The sequence below is a fragment of the Cyanobacterium sp. HL-69 genome (assembly GCA_002813895.1).
GTDB lineage: Bacteria > Cyanobacteriota > Cyanobacteriia > Cyanobacteriales > Cyanobacteriaceae > Cyanobacterium.
The window spans coordinates 1,443,284-1,465,510 of record CP024912.1 but is presented as its reverse complement, the minus strand read 5'-3'; the positions used below and the strand labels follow the sequence as shown (position 1 = coordinate 1,465,510).

Genomic DNA, 22,227 nt, shown 5'->3' with positions numbered 1-22,227 from the left:
TCAAGGAGGAAAAATAGTTGTCTAACAATATTCGAGTCGCCATTTTAGGAGCCACAGGGGCAGTAGGAACGGAAATTATTAACCTATTAATGGAGCGTAATTTCCCTTTATCTGGGTTGAAACTCCTTGCTTCTAGTCGTTCTGCGGGAAAAACTATTCAATTTAAAGATCAATCCCTAACCATAGAAGAGGTGACAGAAAATTCCTTTGATGACGTGGATATTGTCTTGGCTTCTGCGGGTGGTTCTACTTCTAAAAAATGGGCAAGGGCGATCGTTGATGCTGGGGCGGTGATGATTGATAATTCCAGTGCTTTTCGTATGGATGAAAATGTGCCTTTGGTAGTACCCGAAATTAATCCCCATGATGCCCAAAAACATCAAGGAATTATTGCAAACCCTAACTGTACAACTATTTTGATGGGGGTTGCTATTTATCCTTTACATTTAATTCAACCCATTAAACGGATTATTGTATCCACCTATCAGTCTGCTAGTGGGGCAGGGGCGATGGCAATGGAGGAGGTGAAAAATCAAGCTCAAGCTATTCTGGATGGGCAAACCCCTAAACCTGAAATATTGCCTTATCCCCTCGCTTTTAATTTATTTCCTCACAATTCCCCTATCCTCGATAATCATTACTGTGAGGAGGAGATGAAGATGGTTAATGAAACTAGAAAGATTTTTGGCGATAGCGGTATTCGCATTAGTGCTACTTGTATTCGTGTGCCTGTTTTACGAGCGCACTCGGAGGCGATTAATTTAGAGTTTGAACAACCTTTTGCGGTGGATGAGGCTAAAAAAGCTATTGGTGAAGCTGAGGGAGTAACTTTGGTGGATGATTGGGCGAATAATTATTTCCCTATGCCCATAGATGCGACGGGTAAGGATGATGTATTGGTGGGCAGAATCCGTCAAGATATATCTAGCTCTAATAATATTGAGTTATGGTTATGCGGTGATCAAATTCGTAAGGGGGCTGCCCTTAATGCGGTACAAATTGCGGAGTTGTTAATGGAGAAAAACTGGCTTGGAAAGTAATTAGGAGTTGGTGAAAAAGTGAGTCATGAAGGTGGGGAATGGGCAACGGGCAATAGTAATCATATTTTGAACGTCATCAAATGCTTATTGTGCTTTAACTATGTTTCATCTCGTTAATTAAGCAACGCCTATTTTTTGCGGTGACTATTGATAATCTCTATTTTTAGTTGATGGTTGAGGGTGGTAAGGGCTATCCATGTTAATAATACTACCCCTAATGTACCTAATGCACTGGCAGAAGCGATCGCAAAGGTTATGACAAATAGCCAACGGGTATTTATTTTTTGTCCTAGATTAATTCCTTCTAAAATTTTTACGGACATACTGAGGTTAACTAAAAACCCGATGTTGTAAACTAGGCATCTGTAAACGCACCTGTTGTAAACGCTGAGGATTAATCTCACCGATGGCAACCCCAATTTGAGAGCCGGTACTAGCGATTATACTACCCCAAGGATCTACTATTACCGCATGGCCATGGCTACAACGACGGGCATAATGATTTCCTGTTTGGGCTGGGGCTACCACATAACAAGTATTTTCGATGGCCCTTGCTTGTAATAATACCTGCCAATGGTCTTTTCCAGTATAGGCAGTAAAGGCCGCAGGAATAAACATAACTTCTGCCCCTTGACGGGAAAGGTGACGAAACACCTCGGGAAAACGAACATCGTAACAGATGGAAAGCCCTATTTTTCCTAAGTCTTCAGTGCCACATACGGGGGGTAAGTCATCCCCTGCCATGACGGTTTTTGATTCTTGATAATTGTTACCATCAGGTACATTGACATCGAATAGGTGTGTCTTGTGATAACAGCCCAATGCCGTACCGTTAGCATCCACTAGCATAGCTGTATTATATGCCTTAGTGCGATCGCCCTCAAGGGGAGTAGGAAAACCACCCCCAAGGATAGTAACCTGAAAACGCTGGGCCATACGAATCAAAAACTTTTCGCTTTTGGTGGCAATAGTTTCCACTTGGGCAATTTTTTCTTCATCTCTACCTAAAAAAGAGAAATTTTCAGGCAAGCCAATCAACTTCGCCCCCTGATTAACTGCCAACTCGATTAACTCTTCTGCCTGATTGAGATTTGCCTCCACATCAGGAGTGCTTGTCATGCAAACTGCCGCCGCCAAATATGATTTCATTTATACTTAAATCTAAAAAATTAACCTACCCAAACCTGTTTAACTAATAAATTCGAGATAACTTTGATTTAAACTTTTAACCGCTAACTCATAAAATCTTTGACCATGTTCTGGTGTTGCTAAACTAGGATTTGATCCCATTCTACCATCAGGGTAGCACCTGCGAAAATTACTCGCTCCATAAATAGGATGCCCTTTTGCCACGTCTTTTTCTAAGGGGGCTGTCTTTATCATATCGGGGTAAACAAACTGGGTTAGGGCCACTTCTGAGGGGGTAGCGTGAGAACCTTCTTGATCGCCATACAATTCTTTTGCTAACATATATACATCCCGAACCATGAACCAATTAGCTACAGTACATTTTATATTTTCATGGTCTGGAATATTGAGGGTGGCAAAATGATTATAACACTCAGAAAAAGTTGCTTTGAGGGTGGCGATATTACCCCCATGGCCATTAATGAAAAAGAAACTCTGAAACCCAGCCCTTACAAGGGATGTTAGATAGTCTTTGACGTACAAAATGAGGGTGCTAGGGCGTAGGCTAATGGTGCCGGGGAAGGCGGTATGATGTAATGCCATGCCTACATTGATGGTGGGCGCTACCATGGCGGAGGCTTCTTTGCCTACCCCGTCAGCTATTTTTTCCGCACAAATGGCATCGGTGCCTATTAATCCTGTGGGCCCGTGTTGCTCAGTGGAGCCAATAGGAATAATAATACCTTTAGATTGGGATAAATATGTTTCGACTTCTTGCCAAGTAGATTGATGTAGTTGCATTCTCAATTTATGGTTGTTATTCTATTCTTTATTGTAACTCTCGATTTTGGTTCAATTTCCAGATTAAACTAGAGCTAAAATTAACTAGGATATGGGCGGTGATGGGTACTAAAAGATTATCGGTGGCATAGGCGCTATATCCGAGAATAGAGCCAATGATAGTCGCCCAAAGGACATAATGCCAGTTTTGGGCATCGCTGAGATGCAAGACACCGAAAAGAATACTCGAAATGGCGATCGCACCATAACCATAACCAAAGGCTGGAATCATCACTCCCCTAAATAATAATTCTTCACTCAACCCGGGTAACAAACCCACCCAAATTAAATCAGGGATGATGAGAGGAGATACAATCAGATTCATATATTTTTCCGCACTGACACGGTAGGGAGTCCAAAATTTGCTTAACAGCGCACTGGCTAACAAAACTCCGATTCCTAACAATATTCCCGTGATTATAGCTGATACAGTGAATTGTACAGGGATAAGGGCGATCGATCCTGCCCGATGCCAAATTTGGGCGATTAAAAGAAAAATAACCGCCGTTACCCCCATAAAAACTAAAATTTGAATACGACTTAAAGACTCTAAATTACTCTGATTATCACTCATTTTAAGGATTTAAAAATTAATAAAAAACAAAAAAATAGATTTAAAATAGCCATCATAGCTTATTTATTTATAACAAGATAACGATAGCTTTGTTAGCATAATTGACCTGATTTTATTAAAATATGCTTTTATAATAAGTTATTGACATTTCAATTATATGAACTAAAAAAAAACATTTTATATAGTATTTCAATAAAAATAATAACTGCTACAATAAAACAAGATAAATTAGAAAAAAAGGATAATTACTAATATACTTTTATCAAAAAATAAACCAACTGCTAATTTTTGAACTATTTTCAGCTTAATCTTTTTGGCGATTTTCCCGTCAATAATCGATAATAAAATGAGTAAATGTTGAGAAATGTAAACAAATGGCAGATCAATTAATTAGAGCAACCGCCGCCGATGGTGGTATTCGTGCAGTAGGAGTAATCACCACCAAAAGTGTGCAAGTAGCCAAAGATAGACACAACCTTTCCTATGTTGCCACCGCAGCCCTAGGAAGGGCAATGTCTTCAGGGTTGTTACTGGCTTCTAGTATGAAACAAGAAGGCTCAAGAGTTAATATAAAAATTAAGGGAAATGGCCCTCTAGGAGGCATTTTAGTTGATGCAGGGATGGATGGCACAGTGAGAGGTTATGTGGCTAATCCTTCAGTAGAATTACCTCCCAATGCCATGGGAAAATTAGATGTTGGCAAGGCCGTAGGTAATGAAGGTTTTTTGTATGTAATCAAAGACGTGGGGTATGGTTATCCCTATTCTAGTACCGTTGAGCTTGTATCTGGGGAAGTAGGGGAAGACATCGCCAGTTATTTAGTCAATTCTGAGCAAACCGCCTCGGCTTTATTGGTGGGAGTATTTGTGGGCAAAGATGGAGTAACGGCTTCTGGGGGAATGTTATTGCAGGTATTACCCAAGGCTTCCCATGATGAGGATTTAATTGCTACTTTGGAAGAGCGAGTAGGGCAATTAAAAGGTTTTACTCCTCTACTTAGACAGGGTAAAGGTTTGACTGATATTTTTAATGATTTGTTGGGAGATTTTGGTTTACATATTTTCCCCGAAGTACAAATGGTTAGGTTTGATTGTAGTTGCTCTTTTGACCGTATGTTAGGGGCTTTGAAAATGTTGGGGGTGGATGAGTTAGAGGATATGATTGTCACCGATGGCGGCGCCGAGGCTACTTGTCATTTTTGCAATGAGGTTTACCATGCTAGTCCTGACCATTTACGGGAAGTAATTGATAATATTAAGGCTCAGTAGATTGGGTATTAGGTGTTAGAGAAGTACTGTATTAATAATTTACAAGGTTTGTTGGCAAGGGGTTTAAACCCCTTGTTTACTGTTACATGGATTTGATGGTTTTTATGGCTTCGCCAACGTGAGCGTTGAAGTCTAGCATGGAGTCAAAAATATGTTTGACGATACCTTCTTTGTCGATGACGTAGGTAACTCTACCAGGAAGGATAAATAGGGTAGAGGGTACTCCAAATAATTTCCTTACTTTGTTTCCTTGATCACTGAGTAAGATGAAAGGAAGGTCATATTTCTTGGCAAACTGTTGGTGAGATTGGGGGCTATCTCCACTAATGCCAATTACTTCTGCCCCTGCATCGGTAAATACTTCGTAGCTATCTCTAAAGGCACAGGATTCGGCAGTACATCCGGGGGTATCATCTTTGGGATAAAAATAAATAACGAGATATTTTTGACTGATAAAGTCTCCTATATTAACGTTTTCACCACTAGCAGAGGGTAAGGTAAAGTTAGGAATGCGATCGCCTATTTTTAATGCAGACATAATTAATAATTTATTTATGGATCAATATTATCTATTTTAAGCAGGGAATAGGGAACAAGGAGCAGGTAATGGTAATAATATTTTGGTGTCTCGATTTATAGGGTCATTCAATTATATTTATACAATGATTAAGCAATACCATTCTTTCATATGCCCTACAGGGGTATTGAAAAAATAAAGATAATGTTAAACCATAGGAATGGCATATTATTCCTCTGCATTCTCTAATGTTAAAAAAACTATTATGGTTTAGCTCTGCTTTGATTATCTCCATAACAACTACCCCCTTAAAAACCTTTGCCCATGGAGTAGTTGTAGAATATGAAAAATTAAAAACCATCTCTGTTGTCGCACAATATGATACAGGAGAACCCATGAGCAATGCCCAAATAATTGTACACGCCCCGAACAATGCTGATAAGCCCTATTTACGAGGAGTAGCGGACGAAGATGGTAATTTTTCTTTTACCCCTGATGAAAATATTGCAGGAAATTGGACAGTAAGGGTAACAACTGCGGGTCATGGTAGTATTATTAACATTCCAATGGAATTCGATACCTCAACAGCAATGTCTGGAGATAATTCTATTAATAGTGATGACAATACCAAATCAAGGCAAAATTCTAGTCAAACCCAAGGACAATCATCCCCCAATACAGCCCAAAGATTATTAATGGCAGTATCTGGAGTATGGGGATTTGTTGGTACAGCACTATTTTTTTCTCGCCCTAAAACATAACAATTTAACGATACTAATTATTCAGTTGCAATGCACATTCCCGACGGTTTATTACCTCCTGCAGCATCTATCTCTGGCTATGCCATCACAGGGGGTTTAACATGGTTTTCCCTCAAGCAAATTAACAAAATTCCTAACTATCAAGAGCAAATACCTAAAGCATCTTTATTAACGGCGGCTTTTTTTGTTTCATCTTTGATTCATATTCCTGTACCTCCTTTTAATATTCACTTGATTTTAAATGGACTAATGGGTATTGTGTTAGGTTATTTTTCATTTATTGGTATTTTAATTGGTTTATTTTTTCAGGCTGTTTTCTTCCAGCATGGGGGGTTATCTACCTTGGGAATCAATGCTGTTATTATGGGTTTTCCTGCTTTGATTTGTTATTATTTATGGAATTTTAAAAAAATTAATAGTTTTCAATCGGTAAGAGGTAAAAATTTCCTAATGTTTCTTTGTGGTGGTTTAGGTATATTTCTTTCAGCTTTGTTATTTGTAGGGGTAATTCTTAGCACTATTTCCCCTGATTTAGACATTGATTTAGAAAGAGCCGCAATTTTTACATCTCTTATTACTTATGGTATTCAATCTATTGTTGAAGCTATCCTTACTGTGATGATTATTACTTTTTTTGAAAAGGTTAAGCCAGAAATAATTAATAATTAATGAAGTTATTTTTAGATAAATATGCTAGTTTAAATTCTCCTATTCATCGCTGGGAACAAAAGCCTAAGTTTATCGCTCTGATGAGCTTAATTTTTGCGTTTGCTTTTACGCAAAGTTTATTTTTACTGCCTATTTTAACTATTATTACTTCTATTTTTTTCTGCTTATCTAATTTACCTTTACATTTCCTTATTTCTAGGTTACGTTATCCTGGTATATTTATTTTAGGAGTTGTAATTGTGTTGCCTTTTTTGGCGGGGGAGACGGTTATATTTAATTGGGGTTTCCTGAATTTAAAACTAGAGGGAATTTTAACGGTAATTTTAATTGTAGTTCGTTTTTTTTGTATTCTTACTATTAGTTTAATTTTGTTTGGCAGTGCACCTTTTACTACTACTTTAAAAACTTTTCAATCCCTTGGTATATCTCCCATCATTAACGATATGATGTTGTTGACTTATCGCTATCTGGAGCAAATGGGCGATCGCCTTTTAACCATGGAAAGGGCGTTACAACTAAAGGGATTTAATGGTAAAAAATTGAACCGTAGAAACTTAAAAATAATTGCAAATTTAATTGCCAATTTGTTAATTAGAAGTTATGAAGACTCCAAATTAGTATATCAAGCGATGATCCTAAGAGGTTATGGAGCAAAAATTAACGACAAAAATTCCACCAATAAAATTAATTATCTTCATTGGTTAAGTTGTTATGCGGTGGTTACTATAAGCATTGGTTTAATGGTTGTACAGTATTTATTGTAGCTATCCCATAAATTAATTTATTTTTTTGGGGAACATATTAACAATCGTATTAGTCTTAAAAAACATAAGAAAATTTAAAAACCTACAACATACTCTATCATTTGTCATTACAAATGTTTTAAGAATATTATTTATTTTCTTAATAATAAATCTCTAAAAAAAACAAATTATATTTTCTAATATGATTAAAAAAAACTAAGAGATTTTAACGAAAATTAATACTTTACTGTCAATGATGAATATTAAGCATATTTCTTGAATTAAAAATATTCAACAATTATATCTTATAAAGATTCGTTGACTCATAAATATTGATAGCTTTATTTATACTAAATGCGAAAAAAAAGGAGTTCATATGTCTATACAAAATCAAAAAAAATCTCTTCAAAAAAGATTGTTTCAAATAGCCACCATTACTATGAGTTTGAGCATCGGGGGCAGTTTTGCACCCTTAGCCTATGCCCAAATTAACCCCAATCCTCGACCATCAACCCCCACTAGACCTGTAAATCCTGCACCCATTCGCCCAATTACCCCTTCTCGCCCAGAGCAGCAAATAACACAGGTTGAATTAGACACTGAAAATGAAGCGGTACAAAATCTTTTGTTAGAAGCCGTAAGAAGTGGCGATATTGAGGTCGCTTTAATTAATTGGGCTGAAAGAGCGGAGTTATCGGATGAGGAAATCAGAGCCTTACGTCAGTTAGATGAAGTTGATCTCAAAATTTTGGGAGAGAATATTGATAAAGCAGAAGGGGATTTGGCAAAAATAAGTATCAAGATTACTATTCGTCTTCGTCGAGTAACTATTGAAATTTGCATCGGTTGTGATTAAAAAAAACACAGGGTGGGCATTGCCCACCCTTTTTTGATTAAACAGTTTCTGCTAGTTCATAACGATTAGTTAGTTTGTCTAACTGCTGAACTAAAAGACTTAGGAATAAACCTACATCGGTGACAATGCCCACAGATTCCACAGAACCTCGATCGCTCAGTTTGGTTACTACAGCGGGGTTAATGTCCACACAGACCATTTTTACCCCTGCGGCAGTCATGTTACCCACTCCGATGGAATGTAGCATGGTAGAGAGCATCAAAATCATGTTTGAACCCTGTACCAGACGGGAATATTCGGTTTGAGCTTTGATTAAGTCCATTTCGGTATCAGGTAAAGGCCCATCATCACGGATTGAACCCGCTAGGCAGAAGGGGACGTTATTTTTAACGCACTGATACATGACTCCCCTTGTGACTAATCCTTGCTCTACGGCATTGGCAATGCTCCCTGCACGGCGTACCATGTTGATAACTTTGAGGTGGTGACGATGTCCTCCGCTTACGGGCACACCTTTGTACATATCAACTCCAAGGGAAGTTCCCATCATAGCTTGTTCCATGTCGTGAACTGCGATCGCATTTCCCCCCAACAGACATTGAACATAACCATCTCTAATCAATTTGGAAAGATGCTCTGCACCGCCTGTATGAATAACTACAGGACCAGCTACCACAGTAACTTTACCCCCTTGATCTCTGATGTGGCGCATTTCCCAAGCAATTTGCTCGACTAATAGCTCTACTCGACGCTCACTAGACACCCCACCACTCATAAAGCTAAATTCTTGGGGTTTATTGCGTTGCTCACGGGATTGGGTGGCTCTAATGGTACGAATACCATCTACTCCTACTACCACTTGCTCTCCTACTTCTAAATCACGCAATAGTTTGCAACTGGCGATAAAAGTACCATTTTTTTCCCTAAGGGCGATCGCACCGTCCATTCTTTGATCCGTTACCCTAATCCAATTCCCATTGAGCCGAACTTCTGTAGGATAGATAGTCGTTACATAGAAATCATCGGGGGAAACACCTGCTTTAACCACAGTTTCCAAAGTCACATCAGACTCTTTTTCGGGGGTTGACACTGCCCCCAAATCAATCAACTGACTGATAATATCTTCCATGACATCCTTAGAAGGTGCCGAAATACGCACCTCCGCACAGGAAGGACTTTGACGCTCAACCCCTAAATTAAAATTAAGAACCTTGAAACTACCGCCTTCATACACGATTAAATCTAAGGCACGATTCATCATACCTGTATCGAGCAGATGCCCTTCCATTTTAATAACTCGACTTTCGACATAGTTACTAGCGTGAACATCTTCTAAAATAGGCTCTGTTACTCTTAGGGTTAAACATTTGGCCGCACCCCCTGCTTTGAGAAACTCGGTTAGGGAAGTTTGACGAACTTTAAAACCTTTTGCTGTGATGCGTTGTTCAAGGTCTTTGCTAATATTATTCATGATTACCACATCATTAATATTAACGGTATTACAAGCAAAAGTAACCGCATCAGGTTCTTCTACTACGATACGCTTTTCTTCGGGTACTCGCATTTCGATCAAGCGATTGGAGTAACTATCAAAGGCATCGGGGTAGTAAAGTAGGTAGCCGTTGGCTAAGGGACAAAAACAGGTATCGAGATGATAAAAACGATTATCAATTAATCTGAGGGATAAAACTTCGGTGTCTAACCATTTGGCTATGTAGGGGTGAGAATCTAACTCTGAACGAAAACCATAACCGGCCCATAACCAACGTCCTTCCCTGTCAAACAGGGCATCCCCTGCCCCTTCAAAGGGTAAATCTTGGGGTAACTCATGGACGGTAAAGCCATTTTGCTCAAACCATGCTTTGAAAAAGGGTTCTTCTCCTTGTCTTTCTGGGTGGAAAAAACGACTGAGAACAACGTTGTCTCCTAATACTAATCCAGCATTAGCAGTGAATACCATGTCAGGCACACCTTTTTCGGGTTTTACTAGGTCAACAATGGCATATTCTTTAATAATATTGTGGAGGTTTTGCCATTGCTCAACGGCTTTTTCTTGACTGGATTTGTGAATGTTTCCTTCCATCCAAGGGTTAATCACATAGTCAACATCATAATGGTCTGGAGCGCACATTAAAATACGGATATTGTCACTCATAAAAATTCTTTATACTCTCTAGGCTCAAAATAAATTTGGTTGGTCAATTTTTGCTTTCTTTTTGACTTTTAACCAAAATATTATTATACCTCCATCACGTTTCTCCTTTGATGTCTATAATGCTCACTATGTCTTGAAATGATGACTTTCTATTATTTTATTTTTGTGGTTTTAAGGTGCGATCGCCCTTGGGGAAAAGGGTAGTTGACAAAATAACTTTACCCATTGACAGATTCGGATAAAAATTATATAATCACCCCATGCAATCAAATGTGACCTGTAAGACATTTGAGACAAAAATAACAAGGAGGAAATAAACTTGGCTAGAAAGAGAAAGCGCAAAAGCCGTCGCCGTCTTGAGGGAAGAAAAATATTAGAGTTAGTACCCCATTATCATATTGAAAGTGGCGAAGACAAACCCGTAACAGCCGCCAGAAAACATATTCGGGCTAATGGTATCACTCCTCCTGCTTTATTAGTGGTAAAAAGAAACGAGCATACAACAGATCGTTATTTTTGGGCAGAAAAGGGTTTGTTTGGCGCCCAGTATGTGGAGGAAAATCATTTTCTTTTCCCTAGTCTTCGTACTATCAAACCTCAGGTTAAAAGTGCCGTCATAAATCCTGCCCTCTCCCTAAGCAATTAATTTTGAGCAAAATTATCCTACACCCAATGAGAGATTATGGTGTAGGTTTTTAATTATTTAAATTCAACCTAGATATTTAGACTTTCTTTTGTTGACTTACAAAGGTTATCGTTTTTCTATAATGGTTATTTTTTCGGTTTTAATCAATCTCGTCTAAATGTTCTGCTACGGCACGATATAATTCAAAAACGTGGTGATCTAAAAGACGATAGTACACTCTTCTGCCTCTTTTTTGGTAAGCAACTAGACGTATTGATTTTAAAGTTCTTAACTGATGAGAAACTGCCGATTCACTCATCTGCAACATATTGGCTAAGTCGCAAACACATAATTCTTCTTGGGCTAATACAGACAAAATTCTGAGACGATTAGCGTCTCCTAATAACCCGAAAAAATCAGCCATTTTTTGGGATTTTTCATGACTTAAAATTTTTCCCTCAAACACTTCACACACGTGATTATCCACTTCATGGGGTGAGCAAGGAATTAGTTCATTGTTTGAGTGAGTAATACTAGGGGAAGGACTTTTCATGATTAATTCTAAAATGCTTTTATTGCTGTGGCTATATTATTATTTTAACCTAGTTCTAGATCTCACATTGCTTAATAAATAGTACATTACAACTACTAATGCTGTCTGGTTAACAGTCTTTATCAAAAATTTTAAATCTATTTCTACCGTCTTCTTTTGCTAAGTATAAAGCCTGATCCGCTTTTGTTATTAAGTCATTGGGGATGTTGTCATAGCCTGGAATGGTGGTGGCAATACCAATGCTAAAAGTAATATATTTTGATACCTTTGAAACCTCGTGGGGAATGGCTAAAAGTGCGATCGCACTTTGAATTTTTTTAGCAACCACCGTGGCTTGTTCAAGGTTGGTATAAGGTAATATAATAACAAATTCTTCTCCACCATATCGAGCAACTGTATCAGAAGTATTACGCACGACAGACTGTAAACACTGAGCAATTTTGATTAAACATTCATCCCCTTGGGGATGACCATAAAAATCATTATATTTTTTAAAATAATCCACATCCAATAATAATAAAGATAAACATTCTTTTTGCCTCATTAAAGAATCCCATTGTTGTTCTAAAATTTTATCAAAACAACCCCTATTGGCTACTTGAGTAAGACTGTCAATATATGCCATTTTTTCAAGAACTTTGTTGGCATTTTGTAAATCAATTTGTATGTTTTCTAGCTCTTTAGTTCGTTCTAAAACCTTTTCTTCTAAATGTTCTAAGGTTTCATATAATTGATTTTTAGTGATTTGTTTCTCTGCTAAAACAGCAGAAAGAATTAGAGTTATAACCGAAATTACTGCCGTAAATGACTGTAATAAAATTAAAGATAAATTAACCGAATCTTTCGCAAAAGTTCCATATCCCAAACTGGTAGATACAATGGCAATCAAAGCAATAATACTTACCAATAAACTAGCCTGAAAACGCTTAAGTCTAAAAACAGCCCAGATGAGAGGAGGAAAAAGCAAATATTCCACTGGGTAAATCAAAATAAAAGTAAAACTACAAATGAGTAAAACAGTCAAAGCAATAATGACAACTTCCCCAACACTGGCACCTTGAGAAATAAAATCTTTTCTCTTCCATTGCATAATAGTGGGGGAAAAAATTAGATGGGCTAAGGCACTACCCAACCACCAAGTAAGCAAGGAATAAAAATATTCTTCTGCACTGATAACATTTAAACTCAGCAAGGCTGAAACTCCCATAAAAGCTGAAATAATAGGGGAAAATATAGCCGCCCCAATAAAAACACATACGGATTGAATGTTGATAAAAATATCTTTGCTTTTGGCAAATCTTTGAATGATATATTTAGCAATCATGGGTTGAAAACAGTTTGCTAAGGCACAACTTATTTGGATAAAAGCAAAACCCATAAAGGATAAATTGGGGCTAATCCTTTGGAGGGAAGGGGTAAGCCCAATAATAGAAGCTAGAGTTATGCCTGGAAAAACTTGAATACCATATTTCAACACTAAGGGTAAAGTAATGGCGGAGGGAAACCACAGTGAAGCAACTTCTGAATGAAGGGTGGTAAATGTGTGACTGGCATGAATACCCGCAACGTAGAGTATTAGCGTCATTAGGTTGATGCCAATGGAAAACAAATTAGAGTTTTTATCTTCTTTCAGTCGCTGTAAAAACACAAAATATTAGGATTATTTTATGTAATTATAGTATAGTTTAAAAAGATGAATAAAGTATTTTTTTGTCAATTTATTTTACTCATCACCTATAATCCATAGTTTCCATAAAAAATTAATAATAAATGAGAATATTTTTTGTTATTTACTGTTAATTATTTGTTTAAAACCTAATAACTTTTGATGATAAATATGGTTGATTTGAGGAAAATTACTCAAATTGCCATTTGCCCAATTGTTAATCGAAATACCCAAAAAATAACAAGAAAAAATAAGGCTACTGTATCGTTAGTTTTTATTCTTGATTCGTGCCACTTTACTTGATGGGTTTGCGGAGTTGTAAAACCTCTGGCTTCCATGGCGATCGCAATTTGTTCGGCTCTTAATAAGATATTTTCTAGTAATTTTTCCATGACAATTACCCAAATTTGAATACTTTTTTTAATGCCTAATTTACGCCATTTTATAGCTCTGGTTCTAATGGATCTAATTAAATTTTGGATTTCTTCTAATACTAAAGGGATAAAACGGAGGGAAAGAGTCAGGGTCAAAATCATTTCTGTAACGGGAAATTTAAAACGGTTTAAGGGAGATAATAAATTTTCAATTCCTGTGGTAATTTCTTCGGGGGCAGTGGTTAATAAAAAGATGTTACTGCTATAAATTAAGGTAAAAAATAAGGTACTTACTCTAATGGCTAAATCAAAGGATCTTCTGGTGATATTTACATTCCCAAAGTTGTATAATATATATTGATAATCTGTGGGTTGATTAATGATAATTTCGCTTTCTGGTAGGCGTGGCTGATAAGTAAGACTTAATCCATCCGGGGCGATCGCCGTTAAAACAAAACTCAGTATTCCTATTAATAATAGCCATGTAATTTGTTTTTTTTGTACTCTCCAAGGAATAAAAGATAACCAAGTAATTAATAATAGAAAAACTACTAAAAAAATACGCCATGGACCATTGGCTAATAGGGGAGATAAAATTAAACTCATTAACCATCCTAATTTTACCCTCGAATCTAATCTATGAAGCCAAGAAAAAGGTTTTTCTACATATAAGCCAATAGGGAGCGATCGCAATAAATCCATAAAAAATAATTATAAAAAAAATAGTAAACAATTATAACACTCAAATAAAAGTATTTCCATTAATAGAATAAAAAAGAGGAAAGAGTTGCGACTTTTAAGACGAAAAGTATAGAATTTAACAGAAAGTTATTACTTTTTAGTAGCAACTTAAACATCAGTAATTATATTATTATGAGTATTCAAATATTTCCGAATGTATCCTCCTATGGATATACCTTCGATTTTATCCGAGATGAAATTCGAGCCTTGGTCGAAAAAGGTGTGCTAAGTCGTCATCAACCTATTTATAGCCTAGCTCAATTTATTCCTGCTAGGGAATGGATGGGAGTTGAAAAAAATCTCGAACAGCAAGATTTTCTATTGCGCGATCGCATTTGTGATCTTTTAGGGGCTGAAGAATGGGAGAATGATTAGGGCTTCTAAAACTGACAATGTACAATGGAAAATTGACAATTAAACTTTCAAAGGGTTGGACAATGTTCAACCCCTAATTTTATGGACATTAAAGAATTAAGAAAAGATTTTAAAGGCTTAGAAGATAAACAATATTTTAATTTTGGTGGTCAAGGAATCCTTGCCCAATCTGTACTAGAAACAATTATTGATACTTATAGATATGTAGAAAAAATAGGGCCTTTTGGGTTACAAATAAATAGTTGGATTAACGAAAATATTGCTAATACCAAAAGTGCGATCGCCCTTGAAACTAATAGTAAAATAGAAACTATTACCCTGAGTGAAAATGTCACCGATAGTTGCAATATAGCCCTTTGGGGCATCGAGTGGAAGCCCGATGATGAAATATTACTCAGCGATGCCGAACACCCCGGAATCATTGCTAGTATTAATGAAATTAAAAGAAGATTTGGTGTTAAAGTTACCACCTTTCCCATTGTGGATACCTTAAACCAAGGAAACCCTGTGGAAGTAATCAAAAATCACCTCACCCCCCAAACTCGCCTAGTTGTCATTAGCCATGTTTTGTGGAATACAGGGCAGGTATTACCCCTCAAAGAAATCAGCCAAGTATGTCACCACTACCCTAGCAATAAACCTATTCAAATTCTTGTAGATGGCGCCCAATCCGCTGGGCTAATTCCCCTCAATCTTCCTGATACAGAAGTTGACTTTTATGGATGCACAGGGCATAAATGGTTATGCGGCCCTACGGGGGTAGGTTTTTTATACGTCAAAGAAAATTTAGAAACTCCTCTTCATCCCACCTTTATCGGTTGGCGTAGCCTTGATTTTAGTAAATCTGGGTTACCTTTTGCTCAAGATGGTAGTAGATACGAAGTGGCCACCTCAGCATATCCATTATACACAGGACTGACAAGGGCGATCGCCCTTCACCAAACATGGGGTAACCCCGAAAAACGTTACCAACGAATTTGCCAACTAAGTGCCTATCTCTGGGAAGAATTAAACAAAATAGAAGGAATAAAATGCTTAAAGAATAGCCCTCCCCCATCAGGATTAGTTTCCTTCAACACCGAAAATCCTAGTCAATTAGTGTCTAGCTTAGAATCAAAAGGATATTATCTACGCACCCTTGCTTATCCTTCCTGCGTTAGGGCTTGTGTGCATTACTTCACCCTCGAATCAGAAATTGAAAGCCTCATCAAACAAATTCGCTCTATTGTCTAAAACAAAGTCCCCCAATTTTGGGGGATTGAGGGGCAAAACCTAAACTTTAACTGTCAATGTTAGAAATCTCATCTTCCCGAAAATGAGCCTTAAACTTTTTGCTAAATTTAACTAAATAAGGGAAATTAGCGCTTACAGGTCTTCCCTGCCATTCTGTTACAATTTCTATTAACTCTCCTTCCATGCCCTTAATATCAAAAGCAGTCTTTTTATGCTCAGGGTGATGATATACAATTACCGATTCAGTTACCTTAATGCGATCGCCTACGTTCATAATTTAGATATAATGATTTGAATAAATTAACTCTTTTAGTGTGTTTTAGCTAACAAGCCTCAGATAAGAGCAAAAAAACCTCATTTAACAAGACCAGAATTTAGAAAATCTAATCCCTTAAGAGGCAACCATATTATTTTTGCATACTCCGTGAGATCTGCAAACCATCTTTATCAATGATTGATAAAAATTAACCATTACTTCTTCCAATCAACATTTTATCCATTTACAAAGAAACTTAGTTCTTTTTTATCAAAATTAAATCTATTTTTTAATAACAAAAAACACTTAATATTTTTTAAAGAATTTTCTATGTCTAAGAAAAATAATAAATTTAATCAAATTGGTAATTATCTTTACAGCTAGTTGGGATCAAGGAGTGTTAACTTAGAAGATGTAAAGATAAATATAAATAAAAAATATCATAATTATTATGGCTCAGATATTAGATGCAATTCCCAACGATGATAGTAATAAAATGATGTGTTGCTATGTCAATGCCACCAGTCAAATTCAAGTAGCAAGAATTACAAACGTAGCAAATTGGTATTTTGAAAGAGTTGTATTTCCAGGACAAAGACTTATATTTGAAGCACTACCTGAAGCCTTATTAGAAATTCATTCGGGGATGATGGCAAGTTCCATTTTATCAGATACCATTCCCTGTGGCACTTTATCCATTCAACAAGAAACAACAGGGGATAATGAAGAAGCAAGTCAGAGTGAAAAAATTGACCAAAACCCTGACTCCCAAGAAGACAGTCTCGAACTACTTTCGGCTTAATATTCACCATAAAAGGCTGGGAAACCAGCCTTTTATAATTGATATGCAAGGAGAGAAACAAAAAGTAATAGATAATGAACGATAATTAGTTTTTTATCTCCTCATCTCCCTAACACTGAATTCCTTATTTAGCCGTTGCACCAAATTGATTGATTAACAAATCCTTGAGAATAGGTTTAAGATCATCACAGGGAATACTTTTTTGTGATAACTCCCCTAACTTCGCATCCTTGCCAACCTTGCCACCAAGGAAAAGATTAACTCCTTCCACCACAGAGCCATCTTTTTTCGCTTTTGTACCCATCAAGCCAATATCTCCCGCTTGGGCTTGTCCGCAGGAGTTAGGACAACCTGTCCAGTGAATACGCACTTTTTCAGGTATATTTAACTCCTCATCCAATTCTTGAGCTAATTTTAAGCCCCTAGCCTTTGTTTCCACCAAGGCAAAATTACAATATCTTGCCCCGGTACAGGATATGAGCGATCGCACCAACGTGCTAGGATTAAGGGGATAACGCTGTAAGATAGGCTCACTCAAAAAGGCTTCTACCTTATCATCCGCCACATAGGGGATAATAAAATTCTGTTCTACCGTGGCTCTAATTTCTCCGTTACCATAAACATCCGCCAGACGGGCAATTTCAAACATTCCCTCCGCATCCAAACGCCCTACAGGTACATGGATGCCAATATAATTATACCCCTCCTGTTTTTGAGGATGTACCCCCAAATGATCCCGTTTTTCCATGGTAATCTCATCGGTAGGGGCAGCAAATTCCAAAGATTTACCCAACTCCTTCTCTACCTCAATACGAAAACGATTCATCGTCCATCTATCAATTAACCACATCAAACGGGCTTTACCACGGTTTTCCCTTAACCTTTCATCCAAACCATTAACCGTATATACCGTCAAAATAGCCCGACAAAGTTCCACAATTTCATCATCATCCGCCCTTACCCACACATCCATGGGAATCGCCTCAGCGCACCTTTGGGCAGATAAATAACCCCCAATCAACACGTTAAAACCCAACTCCCCATCCTTATAAGCAGGGATAAAAGCTACATCATTAATTTCCGCATGGATAGAGTTATCCTTTGCCCCTTCCACGGCAATGTTAAACTTACGGGGTAGGTTACTTAAATCATAATTACCTTGTCCATTATTGGTAATCATAGCCTGTAACTTATAGTTAACCTCCCTAGTATCATACAATTCATGGGGATCAATTCCAGCGGTAGGAGAACCCGTAAGGTTACGTACATTATCCATCCCTGATTGGATAGAAGTTAAGCCCACCGCCTCCAGTTGACTAAAAATAGTGGGGATGTCTTCGAGTAGTACGCCCCTGAGTTGAAGATTTTGACGGGTGGTAATGTCTGCGCTGCCATCATCTCCGTATCGTTGAATGATTTGAGCAAGGGTGGTTAATTGTTGACTATTTAAAATGCCGTTGGGTATTCTCAGGCGCAACATAAATTTGCCGGGGGTTACAGGGCGAAAAAAGATTCCTAACCACTTCAGTCGGACAATTAAATCATCTTCGCTAAGGGCTTCCCAGCCAATCTGGGCAAAATGTTCGATTTCTTGTTTGACATCTAGGCCATGTTTGGCGGCTTTTACTTTTTCTATTTTATTTAGTTTTATTTTTTTTTCTGTCGTCACCGTCATGGTTACTCCATTTATATATATTTTTTATTTTGTCGTGACCATAGAGTATCAATCACATCCTTTTTATTTTGTCAGTTTTACTACTAAATTTTGAAAACTAATGTATTTATTACATTCTATAAATAGGGTTATTACATAATAGGCTTTTCCAGAAGATAGAAAAGATTTGAGGGTTAGGTTTTTAAGGATGGATGGTTATGAGGTTTTATTGTGTGGATATAATGTCTGGAAACTTCTAAATTATTTTTACTAATTAGCCCTTAGGTTACAGGTTTTTGTTACGAAAAAGTTAACGTTGATAACCTTTGTGAGGTTTGGAGTTATGCTGATAGGTGTAATAAAAATATTTCTTATTACCTGAAAAACCAGTTTTTATCTGCTCATAAAAGGAATCAGGCTCAATGTTGCTATTTGACATCAATAATCTTACCTATTGGATATTTTTAGGAATTGGGGTATTTTTGTTTTTGCTGGTAATTATTTCTGGGGGAGGTGATGACCAAGATATTGATACTGATGCCGATTTTGATGTGGATGCTGAGGCTGATTTCGATATGGATGCCGATGTCGATGCGGAAAGTAATTTTGATGCCGACATGGAGGCTGATGAGAGTTTTGAGGGTAATTTTCTCTTATTTTTGTCGTGGTTTGGGGTTGGCAAAAGTCCTTTATTAATTCTTTTGGCCATTGATTTTTGTAGTTGGGGGGTGATTGGTTGGTTTCTCAATGTGATGATTGGCGGGGTGATAGGGGAAATACCTCAAGGGGCGATCGCACTTTTGATCTTTCTGGTATCTCTAGGTTTTAGCCTTTGGATTGGACGGATATTATCGAACCCCATCGGTAAAATTTTTGCTAATTTTGGGGAAGAAATAGATGGAGAGCGTTTAATTGGTTGTACGGGCAATGTAACCTCTATCAAATTACCTTATCTCGTGGATGGCAAAGTAGCCCAAGCCGATGTATTAGATAACGCCCGAAACCTTGTCACCATTGAAGTTGCCCTCCCTGACTGGGCGAAAGTGATTCCCCATCGAGGACAAGAAATTTTAATTATTGACCGTCAACAACATTGCTACATTGCGATCGCCAAAGATACCTCCGACGAAGATAAATGGCTTAATGCAAGTAATAATTAATCGTATTTTATTTAATAAAAAAAGAGGAAAAAAAGATGAACAACTTTTGGCTTAATTTTATCCAACAATTACCCACCATTAATGTCGATCAATTAGAAAATAACACTCAATCTCTACCAATTCAACAGAGAAATTTGAACGAAACCACCGCCACAATACCTATTAATAGTACCCCTGTTATGGGGCAATTAAACATAGGAAATATTACCTTTTTTGGGGGCTTAATTGCGGCTTTAGTCGTCTTGGGTGTAATTGCCATTTGGGGTTACACCAGAGTTTATACCATCACTCCTAACAATGAAGCCTTCGTGCGCACAGGGGGTATTTTCACCAAGGATAAAAAAGTTATCCTTAACGGTGGTTGTATGGTTATCCCCGGATTCCACGAGTTAACCAGAGTGCCATTACGGGAGATTTCCATTGATGTGGTGAGACAGGGTAACTTGGCAGTGCGCACCCGAGACTATTTACGGGCAAATATGCGGGTTACTTTCTATGTGTGCATTAGTGCCGATAAAGATTCCGTATTGACAGCAGCCCAACGATTATCAAAACAGGGTAAAATCTCGGAAATTGATATAAAAGATGCCCTTGAAAAACGGGCGGATGATGCCATTCGGGCGGCGGCGAAAAAGAAGAGTATTGCCGAAATTGACTCGGATAAACTCGGTTTTGCGGAGGAGGTTTTAAACCTGATTCAGCAGGATTTACGGAAGGTGGGTTTAACCCTCAATAACATTGCTATCTCGGAAATTGAGGAAAGCGATACCTATGATGAAAATAACTATTTTGATGCTCAAGGAGTGAGGTTACGTACTGAAACCATCCAAAAATCCATTAAGCAAAAATTGGATGTGGAATTGGAAATGAGTCGGGAAAAGAGCGAAATTGAGTTAGATACAAGGGTAGCTATCGAGCAACAGGAATTGGCGGCGGAGAAACAAAGTTTATCTATCGGCAAGGAGAAAGAGGAGGCGAAATTAACCAAGATGAAGGAGATTGAATTTCTCAAAGCCCAACGGGAGAGGGAAGTTCAAGAATCACGGGATCAAGAACAAGCGAAGGTTGAGCGTAATAAGATTTTACAACAACAGGCCATTGAGGAGGAAAGAATTAAGCAACAGTTGGCGGTACAACAAAGTCAAATCCAAGCTAACATAACTCTAGAGGAGCAAAATAAAAAGTTCCGTGTGGCTCAGACTTTGCAAGAGCAAGAAGCGGAAGTGGCTCAAATTGACCGTCAGCGCACCGTAGAAGCCACCAGGTTATTCGCTCAAATTGCTATTGCTGAAGCCGAGCAAGAGTCACAAATTGCCCAACAACAAGCCTCCATTGCCATCGCCCATAAGGAAAAAGAAAGATTTGCCGCCGAAGCCCAAAGGGCAGAAGCAGAGGAAGGGGTTAAAACCGCCCGAGAGGTAGAAAATGCCGAAAGACAAAAACAACTATCCTTAATTGTGGCAGAAAGGGAAGCGGCTGAAAAACGTATTACTGATCAAAACGTGGTGGAAATTGATGTTTTCCGTCGTCGTCGTCAAGCCGAAATTGCCCGTCAGGCAGCAGAATTAGAAGCCGAATCTATCCGTACCCTAGCGGATGCTCAGAAGTATAAATTGATAGCTGAAGCCGAAGGTAAAAAAGCTCTCATTAATGCAGAAAATAGTCTCAGTGACGCAAACCGCACAGCGGAGATCATAAAATTCATTTTCCCCGAAATAGCCCCCCAATTGCCCGAATTGTTAAAGGCGATCGCCCCTCAACCTGGCATTTTAGGAGATGCCCGTATCTATTCCTTCCCCGGCGCCAATAATGGTAACGGTAATGGGCAAAACAACGGAAATGACATCAATAAATTACTGTTTTCCACCAGTGGTTTATCCTTGATAAATACCCTCATGGATGAAGGAAAATTAGGCAGTTTATTAGGGCAAATAAAAGGCTTGTTAAATACTAATAATGGTACCCAGAATGATTACACTCAAGCTGATTTTAACCCAGAAAATAAAACCATGGAAGCCCTCGAAGACTCTCCAGAATTAACTCAAAATAATGATGTTCAAGAATCTTCTACGATGGAAGAAAATGAAGACATGGACTTTTCCCTTTGGGTAGAGGATGAAGATAGCGCCATGGGTAAGTAACCATCCCGTTAAAATTTCTCGGTTGGGTTTTTTGCCCAACCAAATTCCATCCAAATAACAATGAATAATACTATTTGAATTGAGTGTTTATCTATC

The 22,227-nt window shown here is 37.8% G+C and carries 23 protein-coding genes; 12 read left to right on the top strand and 11 right to left on the bottom strand.

Going from position 1 to position 22,227, the window contains the following annotated elements; all coding sequences use genetic code 11:
• Window positions 1-17 precede the first annotated feature (17 nt).
• Window positions 18-1,040: an aspartate-semialdehyde dehydrogenase gene (locus tag AA637_RS06770; protein ID WP_446684425.1), complete on the top strand. Its 1,023-nt coding sequence runs from the start codon at window positions 18-20 to the stop codon at window positions 1,038-1,040.
• 128 nt (window positions 1,041-1,168) lie between these two features.
• Here the strand turns inward: AA637_RS06770 and AA637_RS06765 are convergent, their stop codons facing one another.
• The 4 genes from AA637_RS06765 to AA637_RS06750 are packed head-to-tail and all read right to left on the bottom strand — an operon-like array spanning window position 1,169 to window position 3,582.
• Window positions 1,169-1,363, bottom strand: a complete 195-nt coding sequence (locus AA637_RS06765) for a hypothetical protein (RefSeq protein ID WP_446684424.1) — start codon at window positions 1,361-1,363, stop codon at window positions 1,169-1,171.
• 7 nt (window positions 1,364-1,370) lie between these two features.
• Window positions 1,371-2,189 (bottom strand): carbon-nitrogen hydrolase family protein, encoded by an 819-nt coding sequence (locus tag AA637_RS06760; protein WP_069790711.1) that lies wholly within the window; start codon window positions 2,187-2,189, stop codon window positions 1,371-1,373.
• Between the two features lie 39 nt (window positions 2,190-2,228).
• Window positions 2,229-2,969 (bottom strand): creatininase family protein, encoded by a 741-nt coding sequence (locus AA637_RS06755; protein WP_446684423.1) that lies wholly within the window; start codon window positions 2,967-2,969, stop codon window positions 2,229-2,231.
• 28 nt (window positions 2,970-2,997) lie between these two features.
• Window positions 2,998-3,582 (bottom strand): CPBP family intramembrane glutamic endopeptidase, encoded by a 585-nt coding sequence (locus AA637_RS06750; protein WP_446684422.1) that lies wholly within the window; start codon window positions 3,580-3,582, stop codon window positions 2,998-3,000.
• Between the two features lie 374 nt (window positions 3,583-3,956).
• On the opposite strand from AA637_RS06750, the gene hslO reads away from it, so the two are divergent.
• The gene (gene hslO / locus AA637_RS06745) at window positions 3,957-4,850 is read left to right on the top strand and encodes an Hsp33 family molecular chaperone HslO (protein ID WP_446684421.1); all 894 of its coding nucleotides are present in this window, start codon (window positions 3,957-3,959) and stop codon (window positions 4,848-4,850) included.
• Window positions 4,851-4,932: 82 nt separating this feature from the next.
• Here hslO and AA637_RS06740 read toward each other — a convergent pair whose 3' ends face one another.
• On the bottom strand, window positions 4,933-5,388 hold the full coding sequence (locus AA637_RS06740) for a peroxiredoxin (RefSeq protein WP_446684420.1): 456 nt from the start codon (window positions 5,386-5,388) through the stop codon (window positions 4,933-4,935).
• Window positions 5,389-5,615: 227 nt separating this feature from the next.
• On the opposite strand from AA637_RS06740, the gene AA637_RS06735 reads away from it, so the two are divergent.
• The 4 genes from AA637_RS06735 to AA637_RS06720 all read left to right on the top strand — a co-directional run bounded on the left by AA637_RS06735 (window position 5,616) and on the right by AA637_RS06720 (window position 8,396).
• Window positions 5,616-6,128 carry a carboxypeptidase regulatory-like domain-containing protein gene (locus AA637_RS06735; protein ID WP_446684419.1) on the top strand — a complete coding sequence of 171 codons (513 nt, stop codon included), beginning with the start codon at window positions 5,616-5,618 and terminating at the stop codon, window positions 6,126-6,128.
• Between the two features lie 30 nt (window positions 6,129-6,158).
• Complete coding sequence (cbiM, locus tag AA637_RS06730) at window positions 6,159-6,797, top strand: cobalt transporter CbiM (RefSeq protein ID WP_446684418.1); 639 nt, start codon at window positions 6,159-6,161, stop codon at window positions 6,795-6,797.
• Complete coding sequence (gene cbiQ, locus AA637_RS06725) at window positions 6,797-7,561, top strand: cobalt ECF transporter T component CbiQ (protein ID WP_446684417.1); 765 nt, start codon at window positions 6,797-6,799, stop codon at window positions 7,559-7,561. The genes cbiM and cbiQ overlap by 1 nt, the downstream gene beginning before the upstream one ends.
• A gap of 355 nt (window positions 7,562-7,916) precedes the next feature.
• Entirely contained in the window at window positions 7,917-8,396 is a 480-nt protein-coding gene (locus tag AA637_RS06720) for a hypothetical protein (protein ID WP_446684416.1), read from the top strand.
• 37 nt (window positions 8,397-8,433) lie between these two features.
• Here AA637_RS06720 and argZ read toward each other — a convergent pair whose 3' ends face one another.
• The gene (gene argZ / locus AA637_RS06715) at window positions 8,434-10,551 is read right to left on the bottom strand and encodes a bifunctional arginine dihydrolase/ornithine cyclodeaminase (RefSeq protein ID WP_446684415.1); all 2,118 of its coding nucleotides are present in this window, start codon (window positions 10,549-10,551) and stop codon (window positions 8,434-8,436) included.
• 319 nt (window positions 10,552-10,870) lie between these two features.
• Between argZ and AA637_RS06710 the strand changes: the two genes are divergently transcribed.
• The gene (locus AA637_RS06710) at window positions 10,871-11,197 is read left to right on the top strand and encodes a DUF3155 domain-containing protein (RefSeq protein WP_069790702.1); all 327 of its coding nucleotides are present in this window, start codon (window positions 10,871-10,873) and stop codon (window positions 11,195-11,197) included.
• A 139-nt stretch (window positions 11,198-11,336) separates the two neighbouring features.
• On the opposite strand, the gene AA637_RS06705 is transcribed toward AA637_RS06710, so the two are convergent.
• The 3 genes from AA637_RS06705 to AA637_RS06695 form a co-directional block, all read right to left on the bottom strand.
• Window positions 11,337-11,729, bottom strand: coding sequence for an ArsR/SmtB family transcription factor (locus tag AA637_RS06705; protein ID WP_446684414.1), 393 nt, complete (start codon window positions 11,727-11,729; stop codon window positions 11,337-11,339).
• Window positions 11,730-11,838: 109 nt separating this feature from the next.
• A complete protein-coding gene (locus tag AA637_RS06700; RefSeq protein WP_446684413.1) occupies window positions 11,839-13,377 on the bottom strand; it encodes a sensor domain-containing diguanylate cyclase in 1,539 nt (512 codons plus the stop codon).
• Between the two features lie 212 nt (window positions 13,378-13,589).
• Complete coding sequence (locus AA637_RS06695) at window positions 13,590-14,471, bottom strand: energy-coupling factor transporter transmembrane component T family protein (protein WP_446684412.1); 882 nt, start codon at window positions 14,469-14,471, stop codon at window positions 13,590-13,592.
• Window positions 14,472-14,642: 171 nt separating this feature from the next.
• Between AA637_RS06695 and AA637_RS06690 the strand changes: the two genes are divergently transcribed.
• Window positions 14,643-14,885, top strand: a complete 243-nt coding sequence (locus tag AA637_RS06690) for a DUF4327 family protein (protein ID WP_446684411.1) — start codon at window positions 14,643-14,645, stop codon at window positions 14,883-14,885.
• Window positions 14,886-14,966: 81 nt separating this feature from the next.
• Window positions 14,967-16,118 (top strand): aminotransferase class V-fold PLP-dependent enzyme, encoded by a 1,152-nt coding sequence (locus tag AA637_RS06685; RefSeq protein ID WP_446684410.1) that lies wholly within the window; start codon window positions 14,967-14,969, stop codon window positions 16,116-16,118.
• Window positions 16,119-16,164: 46 nt separating this feature from the next.
• Here AA637_RS06685 and AA637_RS06680 read toward each other — a convergent pair whose 3' ends face one another.
• On the bottom strand, window positions 16,165-16,392 hold the full coding sequence (locus tag AA637_RS06680) for a ferredoxin-thioredoxin reductase variable chain (RefSeq protein ID WP_446684409.1): 228 nt from the start codon (window positions 16,390-16,392) through the stop codon (window positions 16,165-16,167).
• Between the two features lie 433 nt (window positions 16,393-16,825).
• On the opposite strand from AA637_RS06680, the gene AA637_RS06675 reads away from it, so the two are divergent.
• Window positions 16,826-17,176, top strand: coding sequence for a DUF1830 domain-containing protein (locus AA637_RS06675; protein ID WP_069790696.1), 351 nt, complete (start codon window positions 16,826-16,828; stop codon window positions 17,174-17,176).
• Window positions 17,177-17,300: 124 nt separating this feature from the next.
• On the opposite strand, the gene AA637_RS06670 is transcribed toward AA637_RS06675, so the two are convergent.
• Window positions 17,301-18,851, bottom strand: coding sequence for a ferredoxin--nitrite reductase (locus AA637_RS06670; RefSeq protein WP_446684408.1), 1,551 nt, complete (start codon window positions 18,849-18,851; stop codon window positions 17,301-17,303).
• A gap of 401 nt (window positions 18,852-19,252) precedes the next feature.
• Between AA637_RS06670 and AA637_RS06665 the strand changes: the two genes are divergently transcribed.
• Window positions 19,253-19,990: a DUF1449 domain-containing protein gene (locus AA637_RS06665; protein ID WP_446684407.1), complete on the top strand. Its 738-nt coding sequence runs from the start codon at window positions 19,253-19,255 to the stop codon at window positions 19,988-19,990.
• Between the two features lie 35 nt (window positions 19,991-20,025).
• Window positions 20,026-22,131: a flotillin family protein gene (locus AA637_RS06660; protein WP_446684406.1), complete on the top strand. Its 2,106-nt coding sequence runs from the start codon at window positions 20,026-20,028 to the stop codon at window positions 22,129-22,131.
• Window positions 22,132-22,227 lie beyond the last annotated feature (96 nt).